At 50.9% G+C, this 20,910-nt stretch carries 6 protein-coding genes; 1 reads left to right on the top strand and 5 read right to left on the bottom strand.

The window, feature by feature from the left end; genetic code table 11:
* Positions 1-273 precede the first annotated feature (273 nt).
* Entirely contained in the window at positions 274-1,167 is an 894-nt protein-coding gene (locus VB712_RS01215) for a hypothetical protein (RefSeq protein WP_323251294.1), read from the bottom strand.
* A gap of 202 nt (positions 1,168-1,369) precedes the next feature.
* Between VB712_RS01215 and VB712_RS01210 the strand changes: the two genes are divergently transcribed.
* A complete protein-coding gene (locus VB712_RS01210) occupies positions 1,370-2,008 on the top strand; it encodes a histidine phosphatase family protein (RefSeq protein ID WP_323251292.1) in 639 nt (212 codons plus the stop codon).
* A gap of 192 nt (positions 2,009-2,200) precedes the next feature.
* Here VB712_RS01210 and VB712_RS01205 read toward each other — a convergent pair whose 3' ends face one another.
* The 4 genes from VB712_RS01205 to VB712_RS01190 all read right to left on the bottom strand — a co-directional run bounded on the left by VB712_RS01205 (position 2,201) and on the right by VB712_RS01190 (position 20,755).
* Entirely contained in the window at positions 2,201-2,530 is a 330-nt protein-coding gene (locus VB712_RS01205; RefSeq protein WP_323251290.1) for a BolA family protein, read from the bottom strand.
* 174 nt (positions 2,531-2,704) lie between these two features.
* On the bottom strand, positions 2,705-3,874 hold the full coding sequence (locus VB712_RS01200; protein WP_323251288.1) for an iron-containing alcohol dehydrogenase: 1,170 nt from the start codon (positions 3,872-3,874) through the stop codon (positions 2,705-2,707).
* Between the two features lie 19 nt (positions 3,875-3,893).
* Positions 3,894-11,456 carry a polyketide synthase gene (locus VB712_RS01195; protein WP_323251286.1) on the bottom strand — a complete coding sequence of 2,521 codons (7,563 nt, stop codon included), beginning with the start codon at positions 11,454-11,456 and terminating at the stop codon, positions 3,894-3,896.
* A gap of 83 nt (positions 11,457-11,539) precedes the next feature.
* On the bottom strand, positions 11,540-20,755 hold the full coding sequence (locus VB712_RS01190; RefSeq protein ID WP_323251284.1) for a non-ribosomal peptide synthetase: 9,216 nt from the start codon (positions 20,753-20,755) through the stop codon (positions 11,540-11,542).
* Between the last annotated feature and the right edge of the window lie 155 nt (positions 20,756-20,910).

Genomic DNA, 20,910 nt, shown 5'->3' with positions numbered 1-20,910 from the left:
CCTGAATGGGGTGAGTTTCGATTTTTCAAGGTTACGCAATGTTGCGAATTAGTTTAGCTCTTGGGTAAAAGCGAGTGATAAACCGCTTCACAGGCAAATTTTTGGTCTTGCAAAATGTGCGATTTTGAGATAAATTGAAAACAAATACATAGTAACAACTTTGGTTAAATTTACTCCGAGATTGACACAAAAGTTAATATATTTTTGCTAACCTTTTTTCGGGATTATCAAAATAAATTTTGTGAATAATATGAATAAATTGTGAATAAATCCTTAATGAGATTTTTGATAGATTAAGTCTCTAAATCGGCCCATATTGGGCAACAATGTTAAGTTGAGATGCTGGGCCGCCCACCAATAGACAACTGTATCAGCAGGGACAACTGGGCAATGGGCGATCGCTTCTAGATCACACAAAATCTCTAAGGTTCTCGCTCCTGTACCGACAATGGCGATCGCCTCACAATCGGGAGCATTCTCCTTAACGAATTGCACCGATGCTTTGATCAGATGTGACATTGCATCCACTGAATTATCCAAATCCATATAGCGAAAGTGCTCTTCTTTGTCCGCTGCATTAATGGGTTGAGCCAAGCCTTGCTGATAAAAGTTAGACCCATGGACAACATCAAAGCCACATAACTTCATAAACTCAGTAAAGTATTTGTTCCAAACTGAACTATAGAACGTGGTCGTAATTGCAATTTTCTCGGCCTGGTGCGATCGCAACGCATCAACAACCGCCAGAGTTGTCATAATCGTTGGCAAATTAGTTGCAGCGGCGATGCGGTCATTTCTACGCCATGCATCAGCTTCTGATTGCACATTAGCCCAGGCAAAAGGATTACCTACTTGCACCACCACAGAGCATCCAGCAGCTTTTAAACTACGCGCACAGAGGCAAAGCTGCTCTGCTAAAATTTCCGAGGCTAGGTTATTAAAGGAGAAGTCAAAATCAGGTAATAAAGGAATCGCCTGCTGAGTGAGTACGGGTTCTTCCACCACCGTTGTAAATTCATAGGGGGCTGGATCTAACCAGGCGGGAGGACTAATAAATCCCACCGCAGGCAATAGAGAAACATTGCCAAGATTCAGCGAGAAATGCTGATCTAATGTCAGTCCTTGCTGGTGATCGGGTGACTCACTAACCATTGCGTTAATTTCCATTGGTTGCGTTAATGTTTTACTATAGCACTTCGACGTGAATACTGAACAAAAATAGGAGCAAAAGCCTTTATCAATAATAACATTTATTTCATGAATCACAGAAGAAAAGTTATCCCCGCTGATCCATTGAGCAAAGGTTCAATTCGGCAACTCGCAGATCAACGGATGTGGTAAAATATCACGGATGTCACATTTTAAAGTTATGAGTTTAACGTTGTACTTTTTATGTCATGGTGACACCATTTATAGCCGAGAAGGTCGCTATTGTGGTGCGCTTAACCCAGAATTAACCCCAGAAGGTCAAGAAGTAGCCAATGCGTTTGTGCTTGCCTATCAATCAATTCGTTGGGAAAGCATCTATGTGAGTCCCACGAAATGTACCCTTGCCACAGCCAAACCCTTCGCGGATGCCGTCGCTGTTCAAATGCAATTGCGGGGCGGACTCCAAGAAATGAATTTTGGTGTTTGGGAAGACCACTGTGAGGAATGGGTTAAAGAACATCATTTAAAGAATTATTTGAACTGGATCAATGATCCCGCTTGGTATGCTCCCAAAAAAGGAGAAAGAGCCGTTGAAGTGGCTAGCCGTTCGATGTTAGTGCTCTCTGAAATTCGAGAAAAATATCCAGAGGGAAATGTGCTTGTGGTTTCCCATCAAATGACGACTCAGATCATGTTGTGTAGTTTATTAGGGATTGATTTAGGACGGTATCGAGATCGCATTGAAATCTTAGCGGGATCAGTCTCTCAGGTTAAATTTGGGATTCATGGCCCTTTGTTGCAAAAATTAGGCGATCGCGCCTATCTGGGATCTGAGTTAGTATCACGCATCGGGATTTAGGGAAGAGCGAGTTTTGTCAAGGGATTTGTCCTGTCAGCAATTCACCTTGAGCGCAACCCGCATCTCACATTCCCTCACTGTCCAAGCCCATGGGTGGCAATTTTTCGCTGCTCCAAGGTCTAAACATTTGAACATTAACTCACAAACATTGCAATCTAGAACAATCACACCACTGATTTACCCACTGCACTTTTACTCATCACTCTGAGCATAATTCGTAAAAATAGCAGAAGTGGCGATCGCTTTAGATAATGGGTCTTTTTCCCATCCTTCCGGTGTATAGGTGTTTAACGCTAGAGAGTGAATGACTTTTGACAGTAAATGCTCCTCCAATGCACCATAAACCATTTTATGTTGCTTAACCTTGTTTTGCCCAACAAATTCCGCAGAAATCACTAAGGCTTTGAGGTGATTTCCTTTGCCCGTGACATCATTAATAAAAACTTGAGCATCAGGAAGGTGAGATTGAATCATCTGGGTATATTGGGTAAAAATCTCACTGTATTTTGAAGCAGTATTCATGATTGTTGTACTCAGAAAGTATAAATAAAGATAGAACACTTTTTATTCTATATATAAAATCCAGAATACGACCGGATTTTATATTACGATTCTTTGCAGAATCACGCATACAAAATGAAGAGCGGAGGGCGATTTGTCATCGCGTCTCCATCACCCCCCACGTTCTGAGCTTCGTTAAACTGGAGCCACCAGACTCCGCTTTTCTGCAAAGGTTTGGTCGAGAATCGCCTCACGTTCCGCCGTGGAGAGGGTGTAGTTGAAACCTTGGGCTTGATTTTTATTCATGAGGTCAAGAATATCCTGCTTACAGGGCAGATCAATCCCCACATCTTGGCAACGAATCGGCCCCCCCAACTGCGCGAAAAAGTCCTCCAAACAGCGAATAGTTGTATCAACATCGGCGGTTTGAAACAATGCCTCGCCCAATTCTACAATGCGATCGCGGGCGCGATCGCGCATCACTTTTAACCATGCGGGATAGATAATCGAAAGCGTCGCACCGTGGGCCGTGTCATACAACACCGACAGCGTATGGGCGAGAATATGCACCCCCCAATCGGGGGAACTGCGCCCATAAATGGTCATATTATTTAACGCATTGGTTGCGGCCCACATAATCTTGGAACGGAGATCAAAATTCGTCATATCTGCCATTAATGCCGGGCCATAGGCGATCGCCTCCTGAATAATTGCCGTCGTAAAGCGATCGGAAAGTGTCGCCTCCCCCGCCCCAAACCACGCCTCCAAACAATGACACACCAGATCCACCACCCCATAGGCTGTATAGTTCCTGGGTACTGACAGCGTATAGCTTGGATCTAGATAAGAATGGGCCGGATACATCAACTCATGGCGAAACCCCAACTTCTGCTTCGTGCGCGGATTTTGAATCACCGCCGCCGGATTCATCTCCGTTCCCGTCGCCGCCAACGTCAACACCGCCAAAATCGGTACCGCCCCCTGGGGCAAATGGTTTCGCACCATCACCTCCCAAGGATCGCAACCATCCGCAATACAAATCGCCATCACCTTCGCCGAATCCAACACACTCCCACCCCCGACGGCAACAATCATATCCACCCCCTGCTCCCGACCCAGCCGCGCCGCCTTATCCACATCATCCACACAGGGATTCGGCTTAATCCCGCCATACTCCGTCACCTTCACCTCACACCGTTGCAGCCGCTCCACCGTATCCGCATAACTGCCATTGCGGAACGCCGAACCACAGCCATAGACCAGCAACGCATGATCACCAATCTCCGCCGCATGATCACCGAGATCCTGAGCCGCATGGTGTCCAAAATGGAGTTTAGTCGGAATATAAGCTGTAAACTTTTGCATGATGATTAATCTCTATTTTTTATGAATTTTTAACAGCAATGTCCTTCGCAAATATATCAAGATACCCCTTGAACTTTTCGATCACACGCTCCGTATCCAGATCAAACTCTGCTAACGAGTATGTGTACTGACCATGCTTATAGCGAGGGTTATCCTTGATATATCGTTGAAGATTCTTTTTCATCTCTGGACTGAAACGATAGCCAAAGTGATCATAAATTCGCCGCACCGTTCCCATTGGATCACGCACCAGATCATTAAAACCGACATCACAAATACGTCCAGCCTCGATCCCATGACGAGCCTCCATTCCCTCCTCAATTTGATGGGCTAAAATGTCCAGAATTTCTTGGGCGATCGCCCCTACATCACCAGGATTGCCATAGACCGGCCGTAAATTTTTAATCAAGCGACAGTAAGACGCAACCACCCGCTGCGGATCGCGATGGGTTTGGATCAAATGGGCATCGGGGAACGTCGCATTCAGAGCCGCCAAATCTGCCAAATGGAACGGATTTTTCAGCACCCAGCGATTGGAGTTAAACCGCCAATCTAAAAGCTGTAACTGCTGACGATAGTAGCCATACACCGGCCGCATATCCTGAGCATTTAACCAAGCCGTATAGGATGGAATGCACGTCAAGAAACTAAAACTCGTACAGGCAAAATGATTCTGCAACAACCACACACACTCCTCCGGTGCAGTGGCATCATACTTATGCATTGCCGTGGATTCTGGGGTGAAGAATTCGTAGTTTTTAAACGTGGCTTGGGTTTGGGCAATGCGCGGATCAGTGGCGTAAGTTTGAGGATCGGGGGCAGGATAGGGGCGATAGGCCTCCCAAAGCCTTAACCAGCGCACCTCCGGGTCTTGGCAGAGCAAATTATGGAGATAGGTGGAACCCGTCCGAGGGAGGCCAAAAATAAACAGTGGTTGTTGAATTGGGGTGTTAAGAATGTCGGGATGGCGTTGCAATTCTGCTTGAATTTCAAGACGATTGACCAACAACTGTACGAGCAATTCATGGATAAAATTTTGTCCCATGGGATGCAATGCCGCCTCTGTATTTAACGCCTCGACAAGCTTCTCTAGTCCGGTGTGGAAAGTAGCATCACCAAAATTATCCAGTTGAGCGCGTTGTTGTGCTGTTGCCAGCAGTTGGGCAGCATTGAGTTCAACGGAGCGAGATAGTGAGACGGGGCGGGACGTTTGGGGTTGATAGTTTTGGGTGTGGGCGTATTTTTCAATGGTTTGGGCGAGGACTTGAATTTGGGGTTGATGCCACATCGTCACATGATCGCCCGGTACTTCGACAAACTGAAGTTTGGGAATTAACTCAAACCACGGTTTTTCATTGAATCGCTCCGTATAAATATCCCGAATTTCCGCCGCAATATAGAGTGCAGGGCCGTCATAGGGTTGCAAATCATAATTAACATTCATGATCCGCAAATTCACAAACACATCCCAAAAAATGCGCCACTCATCCGGGGTAGAATCAGGCGGCATCATCTCTTGAATCCAGGGCGAATGCGCAATAAAATAGGGCAATTGTTCATCCAGACCATTCAGTTTTTGATAGTCCTTGAGATGACTTTCGCCGTTGGCTTTGGGGGTGCGAAGATCGGCGTAATAGACCATCGTTTCCAGGTCGCTGCCGAAGTCGGGGTTTTGCCAATTGGGTTTATCGGCGGCGGTTTCCCAGTGGGGTTTGTCAATCAGGGCGAGGAAGGAGACCGCTTCACCCGCTGCCCTCAACTGTTGGGCCATTTCGTAGGTGGCGTAAACGCCGCCACTGTAGCCGCTAAGAAAATAGGGGCCGTGGGGCTGGACTTGGCGCACCGCTGCGAGGTAGTAGGCGGCGAGTTCGGGAATGTTGCTAAATTGACGGGTTTCGGCTGTCCATTTGGGGTGTTGGATCGCGTAGATCGGTTGCTCTGGGGGGAGACAGGTGGGCAGGTTCAGGTAGTTGCGGGTGGTTCCGGCGATGGGGTGGACGATGAACAGGGGGGCAACGTCGGGGCTACCGTCGCGGAATTTGACGAGGCAGGGGGGTTGTTGCGTCGAGGGTTGGCTTGCGTTGGGGTCGATGATTGCGGCGAGTTCGGCGATCGCAGTAGCGTTAAGCAAGTCGTTGATCGTCAGGGTGCTGCTGAGGGTTTGGCGCAGTTTTTGAAGGATCTGAACGATGATTAACGAGTCGCCGCCGAGGTCGAAGAAGTTATCATAAATGCCGATGCCTTTGATGCCTAATACCTGCTCCCAAATGGCGGCGATCGCCTTCTCTATTTCCGTCGTCGGGGCGGCGTAAGCTTGGCTCAACTGAGGCCGCTCAAACAGCATTTCCGGTGCGGTGTCGTCCTCTGAATCGGATGGTTTTAACAGGCTTTGTTGGTATTTCAGCCCCACTGTTGAGACGATGATTTGGGGCATCCGACTCTGCAAAATGCGCGTTAAACTTTCCACCCCTTCCGCTGGCAAAATCCCCACCTCTAGGGGAATTTCTGTTGTTTGGGTCGCTCGGTTTTTCGCTTGGCGAGCATCTTGGTTTTCCTTAATGCTGTAGGCCGCATCGGTATATTTCAATGTGTAGTTGGTAATCGCCACCAATTCCAGCCCATCGGGATTCATAAACGAGAGGTTAATACTCCAATCTCGGCCGCGCAGTTCCCGCGATGTGTAGGAATAGAAGGTTTGGGGTAAGGCTCCTTTAATCTGAACCCGCTCGTAAAAGTAGGGTAAATAAGTGCTGTCTTCTTTGAAAAATGAGAGTTTACTGGTGAGTTCGTTGGGCAATACATCCGCCACCACATAGGTCGCCGTATCCACCATGGAGGGGTGAAATTTATACTGCTCTAAATCGTGAATAAATTCCGTCGGCAGTTGCATCAAGGCAAGGTTATGATCTTCGCTGGCTTTGCGCCATTGAATGTTATTGAGCCACCGGGGGCCGTAGTGGGTGTAGTCCGGTAATGCCTGCAAATCCGGTACGATCATTTCTTGATTGCACTGGGCTTCGAGGGCGGGAAGATCGTAGCGGGTGGGTTCAGAGTTGGGGGTAGTAATGATCTTTCCTTGGGCGTGTTCAACCCAGAGATTTGTATCATCATCGAGGGTTTGAATGGTGAAGGAAATGGGGTCATCACCCACGTTTAAAATCACCCGTAATTCTTTGCGATCGCCCTCGACAAACAGGAACTGCAAGAAATACACATCGCGTAACTCTACCGTCGCCTCGCCGCTGTGGCATTCATAGGCCGATCGCGCCAATTCTAAATAGGCTGTCCCCACCAAGCTGGGCAGATTTAACACCACATGTTCGCCAATCATCCAATGCACAGCCGGATCAAGTGTGCCTTGATAAATTTCGCGATGCTCCTCTACAATGCACTGCTCAAAAAGATAGTGCTTGAGAGTTTTAATCTCGCGAATTTTCGTATTAAACCCGTATTTCACCGTGTTCACCGCCATCCCCACCTGCTGCCAAGCATCCCAATTAATGCTGAGGGTGAGGGGGCCGCCTTGGGCCGTTTTCGCCTGGGCGTAGGCATCGAGGAAATTATTCGCGGCGCAGTAGTCCAGTTGCCCCGCCGTACCGAGGACGGATTCCAACGACGAACAAAGTACCCGAAAATCTAAATCTTCTTCTGGGATCAACTGGTCAAGAATAATCGTTCCGGCCACTTTGGGCGCGAGGACGCGATCGCCGATCGCCTTCGTTTTGAGGGGAATCACGCCGCCCCCGGCCACCCCTGCGGTATGGATGACCCCATGGATCGCGCCGCATTGGGACTGAGCGATCGCGCCTTGCATCTGGTCAAGATTGGCCACATCCGCGCTGACGATCAACACCGTTGCGCCCCAGGTTTCGAGACGTTGGATTGTGCGGATTTTAAGGCTGGTGGGGTCGGTGTCGGTGTGGGTGGCCAGCCAAGCGGGCCAGGTGGGGCGATCGGGGAGGGGCGATCGCCCCACCAGAATCAATTTCGCTTGTACCGTTTTCGCCAAATATTCCGCAAACACCAGACCCATCCCGCCCATGCCCCCCGTAATTAAATAAACCCCATGGGGACGGAACGGCAGCGCGTCAAAGTTAGGCGGCGCGAGGGGTGTAGGTTCAAAGGTTTCCACCCAGCGAGATGGGCCGCGATAGGCGATCAAGGTCGCAGTACAAGGGTGCTGGAGTTCGTGGAGGATCTGCTGAATTCCCCGCGATCCTGGCACGACATCGACGCTACGACAGCGGATGTTGGGATACTCATGGCCGATCACCCGCACCGCGCCGATCAGCGTCGCTTTCTCCGGTGCAATGGCTTCGCTACCCGTGACGCTGTGGAGATGGCTCGCCCCAACCAGAAGATCAAGGTTTTGGGTGAGGTTGTGAGCGTCTAGGGCTTGAATCAGGTAGAGGAGGCTATAAAACCCCAGGGTTTGGGCGGTTTCGGCGCTCTCTAGGCTGAGGGGGTGCGCCGTTTGGGGGGTGACGTTCCAAAGGTGGAGAATCGCTTGGGGCGTGAGGTCTTGATCCTGGAGGGTTTGGAGCAGGCGGCGGTAGTCGTCGGGTTCGGCAGGATTGAGGGTGTAGGTGTGGGGATCGTGGGCCTGAAATGCGTCCCCAAGGGCAACGGTGATCACCATTGCATCACTCTCTAGGAGCGGCTGACGGAGATCGTCCGCTGCCACAAAGGCCAAAATCGGGCTAGGGAGCGGCTGGCGACCCTGCTGGGGTAAATTCACCCGCTGCCAAGAGGGTTGATAGAACCACTCGGCCGGATCGGATTTCTTCCCGTCGTAGGCGATTGCCGTTTTCGGGGCCGGTTTCGGCTCCAACCAATACCGCTGCCGTTCAAAGGGATAGGTGGGCAAGGGGACGCGACGCGGCGGTTCTTCACCAAAATAGGCCGTCCAATCGATCTCAACCCCCGCTAACCACAGTTCCCCCAAGGACTTGAGCAAAAACGCCTGATCCGATTCGGTTTCCTGGGGATGGCGTAGGGAGGTACAGGTTAATTGATCACGAGGTTTGTCGGGGTGGCGCTTGGCGAGGGTGCTGAGGGTGCGGCCGGGGCCAATTTCCAGCAAAATTTGATCCGGGTCATCAAAAAAGGCGCGAACCCCAGCGGCAAACCGGACGGGCGATCGCAACTGTTGTACATAATAATCCGGATCAATGGCCGCCTCTGGGGTGATCCATGTCCCCGTTAGATTTGACACAAAGGGAATCTTGGGCCGATGCAGAGATACCCCCCGCACTGCCTCCCGGAAGGGTTGCAAAATCGGTTCCATCATAGCCGAGTGGAAGGCGTGGGAAGTTTGCAAGACTTGTCCTTCAATCCCCTGGGCTGTGAGTTGAGCGGCAAAGGCGGCGATCGCCTCACAAGGCCCCGACACCACACAATTCACCGGACTATTCACCGTCGCAATTTCCAAAGGCGTACCCACCAATAGCGGTTTAACCTCATGTTCCGGCAAAGGCACAGCCACCATCGCTCCCGGTGGCATCGACTGCATCAAGGCCCCCCGTTTCGCCACCAGGGTTAACGCATCCTCACGACTGAACACCCCCGCCAACGTAGCCGCCACATATTCCCCCACACTATGGCCAATCAAGGCGGCCGGTTGCACGCCCCAGGAGATCCAGAGTTGGGCGATCGCATATTCAATCACAAATAAAGCGGGCTGCGTCAAAGCCGTTTGCTTCAACTGCTCAGTGGCGAGGGCGATCTGCTCCGGAGCCGGATAGAGAATCTCCCGCAAATCCAGACCCAACAAGGGCTTGAGATATTCGCAACAATCATCCACACAGTCCTGAAACAGAGGTTCTGTCTCATACAGTTCCTGAGCCATCGTGACGTATTGCGATCCCTGACCGGAACACATAAACACAATCTTGCGGGGCTTCGGTTCGCCACGATGGGTGCGTTGGGTGGCGAACCGATCGCGGATCGGGGTATGGCCATCCACTACAGCAATGCGGCGATGCTTAAAAGCCTTGCGACCCCGCGCCAAGGTATAGGCCACATCAGCAAGCTGGAGATCGGGATGCGCTTCGAGGTAGGTAATCAGATTGTTCGTAGCCGTTTCGAGGGCAGTGGAGGTTTTGGCCGATAACAGCAGCAGTTGAGGGGAAGGGGTGTGATTTTGTTGGCGAAGCCTCTCCAACGGAGAATCGCCCCTCCATTCCTCCACCACCACATGGGCATTCGTTCCCCCCATCCCAAAGGAACTCACCCCCGCCCGACGCGGATTCCCCTCTTGGCTCTGCCAATGCCGCAAGCGAGTATTCACATAAAACGGGCTACTCTCAAAATCAATCTGCGGATTCGGGGTTTCAAAATACAAACTCGGCGGAATTTGTTGATGCTTCAACGCCAACAGTGTTTTGATTAATCCCGCCACCCCAGAGGCTTCACTGAGATGCCCAAGATTACTTTTTAAAGACCCCACCGCACAATAGCCCGTTTGATCCGTTTTCGCCCGAAAGGCTTGGGTCAAGGCCGCAATTTCAATGGGATCACCTAAAGCAGTTGCTGTGCCATGGGCCTCAATATAGGTGATCGTTTCCGGGTCAATCTCCGCCACTGCTTGGGCTTGATAAATGGCCCGCGCTTGACCCTCCACACTGGGCGCACTGTGGCTGACTTTGACGTTGCCGTCATTATTCACCGCCGATCCACAAATCACCCCATGGATCGTATCTCCATCGGCGATCGCCTCATCCAACATTTTCAGCACCACCAACCCCACCCCATTGGCCCACAATGTCCCCTTGCCCTGAGCATCAAAACTCCGACAATGGCCATCGGGAGACAACACTAAACCCTCTTCATAGAGATAGCCTTGGGTTTGGGAACCCAGATAGGAAACCCCCCCCGCCAAAGCAATTTCACATTCTCCATTGAGCAAACTTTGACAAGCACTATGCACCGCCACCAAACTCGTCGAACAGGCCGTAGAAAGATGAACCGCAGGGCCGGTTAAATTGAGTTTATAGGCCACTCTGGTGGTTAAAGACTCCGGCACATTGCCGCCAAAAACCGCCGATTCCCGTGAACTGGTCATGTGACCAGCATAGACATGATTGTCGTAAATAATATTATTTAGTAAATATAAACTAATCGATGAACCGCCATAAATACCAATCGTATAGTCCGAACTCCCCGCCGCATAACCCGCCTGTTCTAACGCTTCCCAGGCACATTCAAGAAAAACCCGTTGTTGAGGATCCATGTAGAGGGCTTCTTTCGCACTGTAGTCAAAGAAAAACGCATCAAATTTTCCCAGATCCGGCAAGGTCGGGGAAGCTTTGACATAGTTCGGATCATTGAGAAGCTGGGGCGAAACGCCAGCGGCGAGGAGTTCTTGATCTGAGAAAAAAGTGATTGATTCTACGCCATTTTTGACATTTTGCCACAGTTCATCAATATTGTTTGCGCCGGGAAATCGCCCGGCCATACCGATAATTGCGATTCGGGAACCCATGGCTGCATCCGGATTATCGTCCATTGACTCTAGATTCTGTTGCGCGTTGGCGTTAGCCTTGCGGAGCAACATCGCGTCTTCGGGATTGGGCTGTGTCATGGGTGTGGTTAGTGGGGGAGTGGGCAGTGAGTGATTATTCTCAAATCTAAAACCCTAGGGGGATGAATTCGACAATGGGGATGCTATGACGGGCCGCGCTTTTTGCGGCGTTGATCGCGGGTGGCTTGTCGCTGACGACGTTTAGAGGCGAGTTTTTGAGTTTCGGCAAAGGGATCAACAGCATCAACGGTATCGGGATTCCTGCGTGCTTTGATGGAGTGGGACAACGTGGCGATCGTTGGGTATTGAAACAGTTCGACGACGGATATTTTCTGCCCTAGGGCCTCCGATAATTCGTAACTGGCTTTGACAATTAAGAGTGAATGGCCGCCGAGGTCAAAAAAGTTGTCATAAATGCCTACTTTGTCTACCCGTAAAAGTTGTTGCCAAATGGTGGCGATCGCCGTTTCAATGTCGTTTTGAGGTTGGACGTAGGCGGTGTTTAGTTGGGTGCGGCCCAGTTCTGGAATGGGCAGGGCGCGGCGATCGACTTTGCCGGTGGGGGCGAGGGGTAAGGTTGCCATCAGGACGAAGGCCGACGGGATCATGTAGTCGGGCAATTTTTCCCCCAGGTAGCCGTGCAGTTGGGGGGCTAACCGGGTCGCGGCTTGGGCAAAGAGGGGATTATTGGCGTAGTCGGCCCAGGGTTTGGGGGGTGAGTCCTGCGGCGATCGGTTCACCACAGCCCCCACAGCATCGGGATGGGTCAAAACCACGTCATAACAATCTATCGCCCCCGCTGAGGGCATAATCTCAACCCCATAGGGCAGGTCTAAATGCCACCAAGTTTCCGGCTCAATCCCTGGCGGCGCATCGGCTTTTACCTGCTGCCGCAACGCCTGCACCGTTTTTACGGGATCGGGATGCTTGAGTAATTCGACAATATGGCAGTCAGCAACAAGGCGGGCATTGGGTACATTTTGAACGACGCAAACGGGGGGCTGTTGGGTCTGCAATTGGGTGGCGATTCTCCCTTGGAGAGACTTCGCCAACGCCCCGATGGTGGTGGTTGCAGCCTGCCAGTTGATCCGCTGTTCAGGGGTAATGGGCGGTGGCGGATTGGACGAATCAGTGCGTTGTGGCGAATCGCCCACCCGCAGCACCACATCATAGCGATACTTATTCATTTCATGGTGAGCATTGCCGCGCTTGGTTTGGATCTTCACCTGGGTAATTTCGGGAAACTGCGTCGGCAATGCCGCAAAAAACGCCGGATCAATCACCAATTCTTTATCAAATTGCACCTTACGCTCTACCCGTCGTTTGAATTGCTCAATACTTAATTCATCGGTAGCTTGATGGAGTTGAATACTGGCATGAAATGCCGTTAATAATGGCAGACTGCGGACATCGCCCACAAACACCGTTCCCCCAGCCGGGCCAAGGGTTTGGATCGCCTGTTTTAACACCGTGATGAGATAGTCAATACTGGGAAAATATTGCACCACTGAGTTCAGAATGATCGTGTCAAAATCTTGATCCTCAAGACCGTCAAAATTTTGCGCCGGTTGATGTTTAAGTTGCACATGAGACCAATCCCCCGGCAACCGATTAATCCGGGTTTGGAGGTCATCAATCACCCGTTTGGATAACTCTGTGCCGCAGTAATGGGAACAGTGGGGCGCTAACTGTAGCAACAACATGCCTGTGCCACAGCCAATTTCTAGCACCCGTTGGGGTTGATGGGCTTGAATCCGGGTGATCGTGGCATTGACCCATTCTCGCATCTCAGCAGCGGGGATTGGTTCCCCCGTATAACTACTATTCCACCCGGTTAAATCAAGGGTTAAATCGTAATCTTGGCCGCTTTGATCGTAGATGTTATTGAAGACGTTTTCCCATTCAGTCAAGGCGCGATTGACATCATGGGGCCGGGTTGTTCCTGTGGATTCTCCTGTCGTTGCGGGATCTGGATCTTGGGATTCTAAACGCGGCACAACATAGGCCACTAAACGCTGATCTCCTGGGGTGTCTTCCCGTGGAATGACAACGGTACGATTCACCTCCGGATGCTGTTCGATCGCCGTTTCCACTTCCCCCAATTCAATCCGGAACCCACGAATTTTAACCTGATGATCGATCCGGCCTAAATATTCAATATTGCCATCGGGTAAGTATCGCGCTAAATCGCCGGTATTGTACATCCGTGAACCGGGATCAAAGGGGTTCTCCATAAATCGCTCTGCGGTCAAATCGGGGCGGTTTAAATACCCCGCACCTACGCCCATGCCACCGATATAAAGTTCGCCCGCCACGCCTACCGGCACTAATTGCCGATGACGATTCAAAATGAAATGTTGCACATTGGCAATGGGATGACCCAAGGGCATCGATCGCTCTCGATAGTGGGCGGGATCTTTGACCCAATAGGTCGTAGATAAATCCGTGCATTCCGTGGGGCCGTAGTGGTTGAGGATTGTAGCTTGGCAATGGTCGGAACTTAACCAATCCCACAATTGGGAGATGGAAATGGGTTCACCGCCGAGGATGGCAAAGCGCAGGGAGGCGAGTTTTTGATAGGTGCGTTCTTGTTTGGGTTCCGTGAGGGGATAAAAAACGCCGGGGGTGCAGTTTACCCAGGTAATTTGATGCTGTTCGATCAGTTGGCTGGCCAGTTGAGGATCGTAGCGAACGCCGGGGAGGAGGTGAATTTGGCCGCCCATAATCAGGGGAGCGTAGAAGTTTTTATGGGTGATATCGAAGCTAAAGGAGGAGACAATCAGGGGGCGATATTGCTCCGCAAGGCTACCGCCACCGCGCTCCGTAATGCCAATGTAGTCAATAAACCAATCCACCACATTACTCACACTGCGATGATAAATGCCTGCGCCTTTGGGTTTACCTGTGGAGCCGGAGGTATAAATGACGTAGATCAGGTCATTGCCGGTGACGATTGTGGGTAAGTTTGCTTCACGTTCGAGGGCTAAAATGGCGCGATCGCCATCTAAACTCAGCACATGGCCCGCAAAATGATCAAAGTTCCCCCGTAAATGCTGCTGGGTCAGCAGGATCGGCACATTGGCATCGCTCAACATATAGTCGATCCGCTCGATGGGATAGGTGGGATCAATGGGTAAATAGGCCCCACCGGCTTTGATAATGCCGTAGAGACCAATCACCATTTCTAGGGAACGTTCGACGGAAATTCCTACAAGCGTATTGGGTTTTACGCCTAGTTTTTGCAGGTAATGGGCGAGTTGGTTGGCGCGGCTGTTGAGTTCGCCATAGGTGAGTTGGCGATCGCCACAAACCACAGCCACCTGATCGGGGATTTGGGCCGCTCGTTGTTCAAAACGTTGATGGAGGCGTTGATCCTGGGGATAGGGAACGGTGGTGTTGTTCCAGTCAATCAGGATTTGCTGCTGTTCGGCGGCGGTCAGCAGGGGCAGTTGGGCGATTCTCCGTTGGAGAGGCTTCGCCAACGCTTGCTCTGGATCGGCGACAATGCCCGCTAACAGGGTGAGGAAATGGCCCCGGAGGCGTTCAATGGTGGCGAGATCGAACAGGTCGGTTTTGTATTCAATTTTGCCGACGATTTTACTGGTGATGCCCTGCGATCGCTCCTCCAATAGGAACGAAATATCAAATTTAGAACAGCCATTATCCAACATAAATTGTTGAATCGTCCAACTCTGGGGATCTTCCACCACAGGCGGCTGAAAAGCAAAGACAATTTGAAAGAGCGGATTTTCACTCACCTGCCGATCTGAACTGAAACTATTCACCACATCTTGAAAGGGGACATCTTGGTTAGCATAGGCTTCAAGGATGGTTTGACGCACCCGTTTGAGCAATGCTTGAAAGCTCGGATTTCCTGACAAATCACTGCGGAGTGCCAAGGTATTCAAGAAGTAGCCAATCATGCCCCGCAGTTCGGAACGGTTATGTTGAGAAGAGACTGTACCTAAAATGAGATCGGTTTGCTCAGTATAGCGATGGAGCAAAATTTGCAGGGCCGTCACCAGGGTCATATAGAGCGTGACCCCAGCTTTGCGGCTGAGAATTTTCAGTTTTTCCGTTAAGGCGGGGGCAATTTCAACGGCGAGCCATGAACCGGCGGCGGTGGTCTTGGGGGTGCGGGGGCGATCGGTGGGAAACAGCAGGGGCGGGGCATCGGCCATGGTTTGCCAATAGGCGAGTTGCTGGCTGATGTAGTCGCCTTGGAGCCAGTCCCGTTGCCAGGCGGCGAAGTCGGCATATTGAAGTGTCAGTTCTGGCAGGGGGGAGGCCAGGCCTTGGCTGAAGGCGGTGTACAGGGTTTTCAGTTCGGGGAATAGCACGCCGTTGCCCGATTCCCCATCGAAGAGGATGTGGTGCATGGCCACATTGAGTTGATAATGGGTGTCCCCCAGTTGGCAGACGGTGGCGCGGATTAGAGGGCCTTGGGCGAGGTTGAAGGGGATGCAGAGTTGAGCGGTGGCGATGGCGGTAGCCTTGCGGAGCAATATCGCTTCCGCTTGGGCGCTGCGTTCGGCTTCAGGGTGCGATCGCAAATCCACCACGGCGATTTTAAACGCCGTCGGCGGCTGAATCCGTTGTACCGGCTGGCCATCCACCGAGGGGAACGTGGTGCGGAGAATTTCGTGACGGCGGATCAGTTCCGTAAAACTCTGTTCTAGGGCCGGAAGATCGAGGGCTTCCTGAAAAATGATCGTCACATCTTCGTTATAGGTGGGAGCGTCGGGGTTGAGTTGGTGTAAAAACCACAGTTGCGCCTGACCCACAGAGAGGGGGAGCGATCCAGAGCGTGCCGTGGGTTGAATATCTGCCCCCGTATCCACCCCCTCCTCCGCCCGCACCAACGCCGCCAACGCCGCCACCGTCGGACAGTCAAACAACCGATGAACGGGTAACTTCACCTGTAGGCGAGTTTGGATCAGCACCATAATCTGAATCGCCAGCAGCGAATGACCCCCCAACTGAATGAAATCGTAATGCACCCCCATCGGTGAAATGCCCAACACCTCCGACCAAATCTGCGCCACCTGCTGCTCCACCTCATTGCGAGGCGCAACAAAACCCGCCCCCTGAGCGATGGGGAAAAACTCCGGACTCGGCAACGCCCGACGGTCAATTTTGCCATTCGGAGTCAGGGGAAACCGAGGCAGGGCCACAAACGCCGACGGAACCATATAATCCGGCAGTTTATCCCGCAAATAATCCCGCAGTTTGGGGGACAAACCCATCGCAAACTGTCCAAAGGCCGGATTATTCGCATAGCTTTGCCAATCCTGTGGAGACTGAGGCAAAACCGATGGAATGGCTGGGGTGTCATCAGGTAAAGGGCAATTCTCCGTTGGAGAGGCTTCGCCAACGCCCTGCTGCTCAAACCATAGATCATAGCAATCCAAGCGGCCGACACTATAGTTAATTTCCACGCGATAGGGAATCTCCAACCCCCACCAAATTTCTGGCTCAATCCCCGTCCATTGATCCTGGGTGAGACGATGCCGTAATTCACCAACAGTCTGAAGCTCATCATCTGTTTCAAGCATGGCCAACGCTTGGAGATCTGCCCTTAATCGCCCATTGGGAACATGACGCACCACAAGGGTTTTCGGTTGATCATGGTGCAACCTATCCAGCACCGCCTCCACCGTCAACCCCTCCTGCTGCCAATCCCATGCCATCTGCGGCAATTCCTGCCCCGCCCCACCCACAAACAGCACCACATCATAGCGAAACTTCGTCATTTCATTATGAGCAATGCCCCGTTTTAATTGAATTTTAACCTGCGTAATTGCCGGTAAATATGCTTGCAATGCCGTGAAAAACTCCGGACTAATCACCAATTCTTGATCCAATTGCTGATCTTTATCGGCCAGTTGTTTCAGTTGAGCCAAGGGCAAATCATCCGACGCTTGATAAAGCTGCACACTACTATGAAATGCCGATAATAATGGCAAACTTCGCACATCTCCCACAAAAATAAACCCACCCGGCGCGAGGGCCTGTACTGCTCCCTCTAGCACCGTCACTAAATAACGAATACTCGGAAAATATTGCACCACTGAGTTAATCACAACCGCATCAAAGGATTGCGGCTCAACCCCCTGAAAATCATGGGCAAGTTGTTGCCGAAGTTGAACCTGTGACCAATCTCCCGGCAATGTTTGCAGTTGTTTGTGAATATAATTCAAGCCCTGCTGGGCAGCATCAACGCCCCAATACAATGCACAACTGGGGGCGATCCGCAGCAAGAGCATGCCTGTCCCACATCCAATTTCTAAAACCCGTTGGGGCTGATGCTCTTTAATCCGATCAACAATACCCGTCACCCATTCCCGCATTTCTTCCGCTGGAATCAATTCACCCGTATAACTACTATCCCATCCGGAAATATTTAAGGTTGAATCCTGGGTTTTTTCGGTTTGATCATAGGCATTATCCCAGGCTAATTGCCATTCTTGGAGAATGTTGTTTTCTGCTACTGGAAAGGCAGGGGTCGCTGTGGGGCTGGGGGATGGCTCGGTGGGTTGATGGGGGGGAATTTGTTCGGGAATAATATAGGCCACTAATCGCGGATCACCTTGGTCATCGGGGCGGGCCAGGGTGACACATTGGGCGACATGGGGATGTTGGGTTAATAAGGTTTCAATTTCTCCGAGTTCAATGCGAAACCCGCGAATTTTCACCTGATTGTCAACCCGGCCTAAATATTCAATCGTCCCATCTTGACGATATCGGGCTAAATCTCCGGTTTTATAGAGGCGGGCATGGGCGAGAAAGGGATTGGCAAGAAAGCGTTCGGCGGTTAAATCCGGCCGATGGAGATAGCCTTGGGCAACGCCATCCCCACCAATATAAAATTCGCCGGGTACACCGATGGGAACGGGTTGAAGGGTGGAGTCTAAAATATAGGTTTGGGTGTTCGCAATGGGACGGCCAATCGGTTCAGGATTGTCGGGGCGATCGCCCCTGCGATCGCGCTTAATTTCGCAACGGGTAGACCACACGGTCGTTTCCGTCGGCCCGTAAAGATTCCACAGCGTCCCCACTTTTGTTAATAACTGATCCGCCAAGGAACGCGGCAAGGCTTCCCCCCCACAAATCGCTTTAAAATCCGCAGATCCGTCCCAATGGGCCGTTAACAACATCCGCCAAGTTGCCGGGGTGGCTTGCATAACTGTGGCTTGGTGGGTGGTGATTAATTCGGCTAATCTGCCTCCATCGGTGGCAACTTCGTGACTGGCAAGCACCAGTTTCGCGCCCACGGTTAACGGCAAATAAAGTTCGAGGGTGTGAATATCAAAACTAATGGTTGTGACTGCTACTAAACAATCTTCTGCGGTGAGTCCAGGTGTTGATGCCATCGCTGTCATGAAATTCACCAAGGATTGATGGCTAATCTTGACCCCCTTGGGCTGACCCGTGGACCCTGATGTGAAGATCACATAACACAAATTTTGCGCATTTTGCTCATCTATATCACGCTGGGGATTATCGGCGGCGGCTTGGGCAATGCGCGGGGCATCGATATCTACACAAATGACCTGGGCTTGATGACTAGGCAATGCGGCTTGCATTGCGCTAGATGTAACTAAAAAGGGAGCATCGGCGGTGGATAAAATATATCCAATGCGTTCTTGGGGATAGCTGGGATCGAGAGGCACATAGGCAGCACCGGCCTTGAGAATACCCAGTAAACCGATGAGCATTTCTAGGGAACGATCTAGATATATCCCGACTAAATCTCCCCGTTGAACGCCGCAGGTTTGGAGGTAATGGGCGAGTTGATTGGCGCGATGGTTGAGGTCTTGATAGGTGAGCGATCGCCCCTCAAAAACAACCGCCGTAGCCCCTGGCGTTCGGGCCACTTGTGCCTCAAAACAGTGGTGAATGCCGCAATTTTGAGGATAGTCCGCAGCGGTCTGATTCCACTCGATTAGGAGTTGCTGACGCTCTGGGTCTGTGAGCAAAGGTAGGCGGGCAATGGGGGTTTCAGGATGGGCGATCGCCCCTTGCAAAATCTGTTGATAATGGGTCGCTAATCGCTGAATGGTTGCTTCAGTCCAGAGATCTGGATTGTAATTAATATTTAGATGAATAGCCTCCCCCACTTCCATCCAGGTGAGGGTTATATCGTAAGCTGCACCATATTTTTCAGCCAAAAGGTAGGGTTCAACAGTTAACAAGGGCGGCGCATCTGTGCTTGTTGATCCTTCCCATAGTTGCCAGTTAAACCGGACTGAAGAGAGGGGCATTTGACTCAAACCCCGCTGTAATTCAAAATGTTGTTGCCATGCTGGGGTTAAGGCGTTAACGGCTTGATGTTGATGACCGCTGGTGGTGATGGCGGCGACGGTCTGCTGAAGCTCTTGAAAAGAGGCTTGCGGGTCTAGTTCAACCCGAAAAATTCCCACATTTTGAAAACAACCAATCCCCTGCAAAAATTCAGGCCGCCCTTGGCGATTTTCGAGGGGAACGGTGATTGATAGATCACACTGACCCGAATAACGATAGAGCAAGCTATAAAACGCCGCTAATCCCAACTGCAATCGATCTGAGGGAGCAATTTTAGCTTGTAATCCCACAACCAGATCCCGGTCAAGTGGCACTGAATAGGCTTCACCCCGAAACGACAAAACAGGGGGTCTGGATTGATCGATGGGCAAATTTAAAATTGGCAGATCATCCCCTAGTTGTTGATGCCAATATTGTCGCGAGGCTTGGCCGGGGGATGAGTTTAAAAACGCCGCTTCCCAATCCACAAAGTCTTGATAGGCTAGGGGCGGTTTCAATTCATGACCGGCATAGCGTTGATCAAATTCTTGCCAGAGCAGATCGTGACTTTTGGGATCTGCGGCAATTTGATGAATGACCAACAATTGAATAAATTCTGAGGGGCGACATTGAAATAAAGAGAGGCGGATCAGAGGGCCTTGTTCGAGATTGAAGGGCATCTCGGCCCGTTTTAAAAGTTCCTGATTGAGGTGATCTTGTGACCAATTTTGAGCATTGATGATTTCTAGGGGCAGGGCGTTGGCGAAGTCTTTCCAACGGAGAATCTCCCGATTGATCTTTTGCACAGGAACACCGGCCCGATTGAGGCTGTAGGTTGTCCGTAAACTGGGATGGCGTTGGATAATTTCGCACCAAACCGTTCGCCATTGCTCTAGGTCTAAAGCAGCGTAAATTTTAACGGCACTGCATCGATGATCAGCCGTATTGTGGGGTGAAAATTGATCAATTTGCCACAGAATTTGCTGTGTTTCAGATAAAAAGAAACTTGATGAAGAATTTCCCTCTAAATCAGCATATCCTTGGACATTATCCTGTTCCCAGATGGTAGATGCCATGAAAATTCAATATTATTTTTTAATCTTGCTCCAGGGGAAACCGCAAGATGAAAAATTCACCTCCCGATCCTATCCTGTCACTTTAGATGAGATCGAAATACTGACGGACACTTCAATTAATCAATGGATGTAATTAAATGAATTAATCACCCAAT

Source organism: Spirulina sp. CCNP1310 (genome assembly GCF_034932185.1).
Classification (GTDB): domain Bacteria; phylum Cyanobacteriota; class Cyanobacteriia; order Cyanobacteriales; family Spirulinaceae; genus Spirulina.
Note: the sequence above shows the minus strand (reverse complement) of the source record. Positions and strands in the feature narration are given on the sequence as shown.

Coding starts and splice junctions, on each gene's coding strand:
- VB712_RS01215 (WP_323251294.1), bottom strand. CDS start 1,167: ATGGAAATTAACGCAATGGTTAGTGAGTCACCCGATCACCAGCAAGGA.
- VB712_RS01210 (WP_323251292.1), top strand. CDS start 1,370: ATGAGTTTAACGTTGTACTTTTTATGTCATGGTGACACCATTTATAGC.
- VB712_RS01190 (WP_323251284.1), bottom strand. CDS start 20,755: ATGGCATCTACCATCTGGGAACAGGATAATGTCCAAGGATATGCTGAT.
- VB712_RS01200 (WP_323251288.1), bottom strand. CDS start 3,874: ATGCAAAAGTTTACAGCTTATATTCCGACTAAACTCCATTTTGGACAC.
- VB712_RS01205 (WP_323251290.1), bottom strand. CDS start 2,530: ATGAATACTGCTTCAAAATACAGTGAGATTTTTACCCAATATACCCAG.
- VB712_RS01195 (WP_323251286.1), bottom strand. CDS start 11,456: ATGACACAGCCCAATCCCGAAGACGCGATGTTGCTCCGCAAGGCTAAC.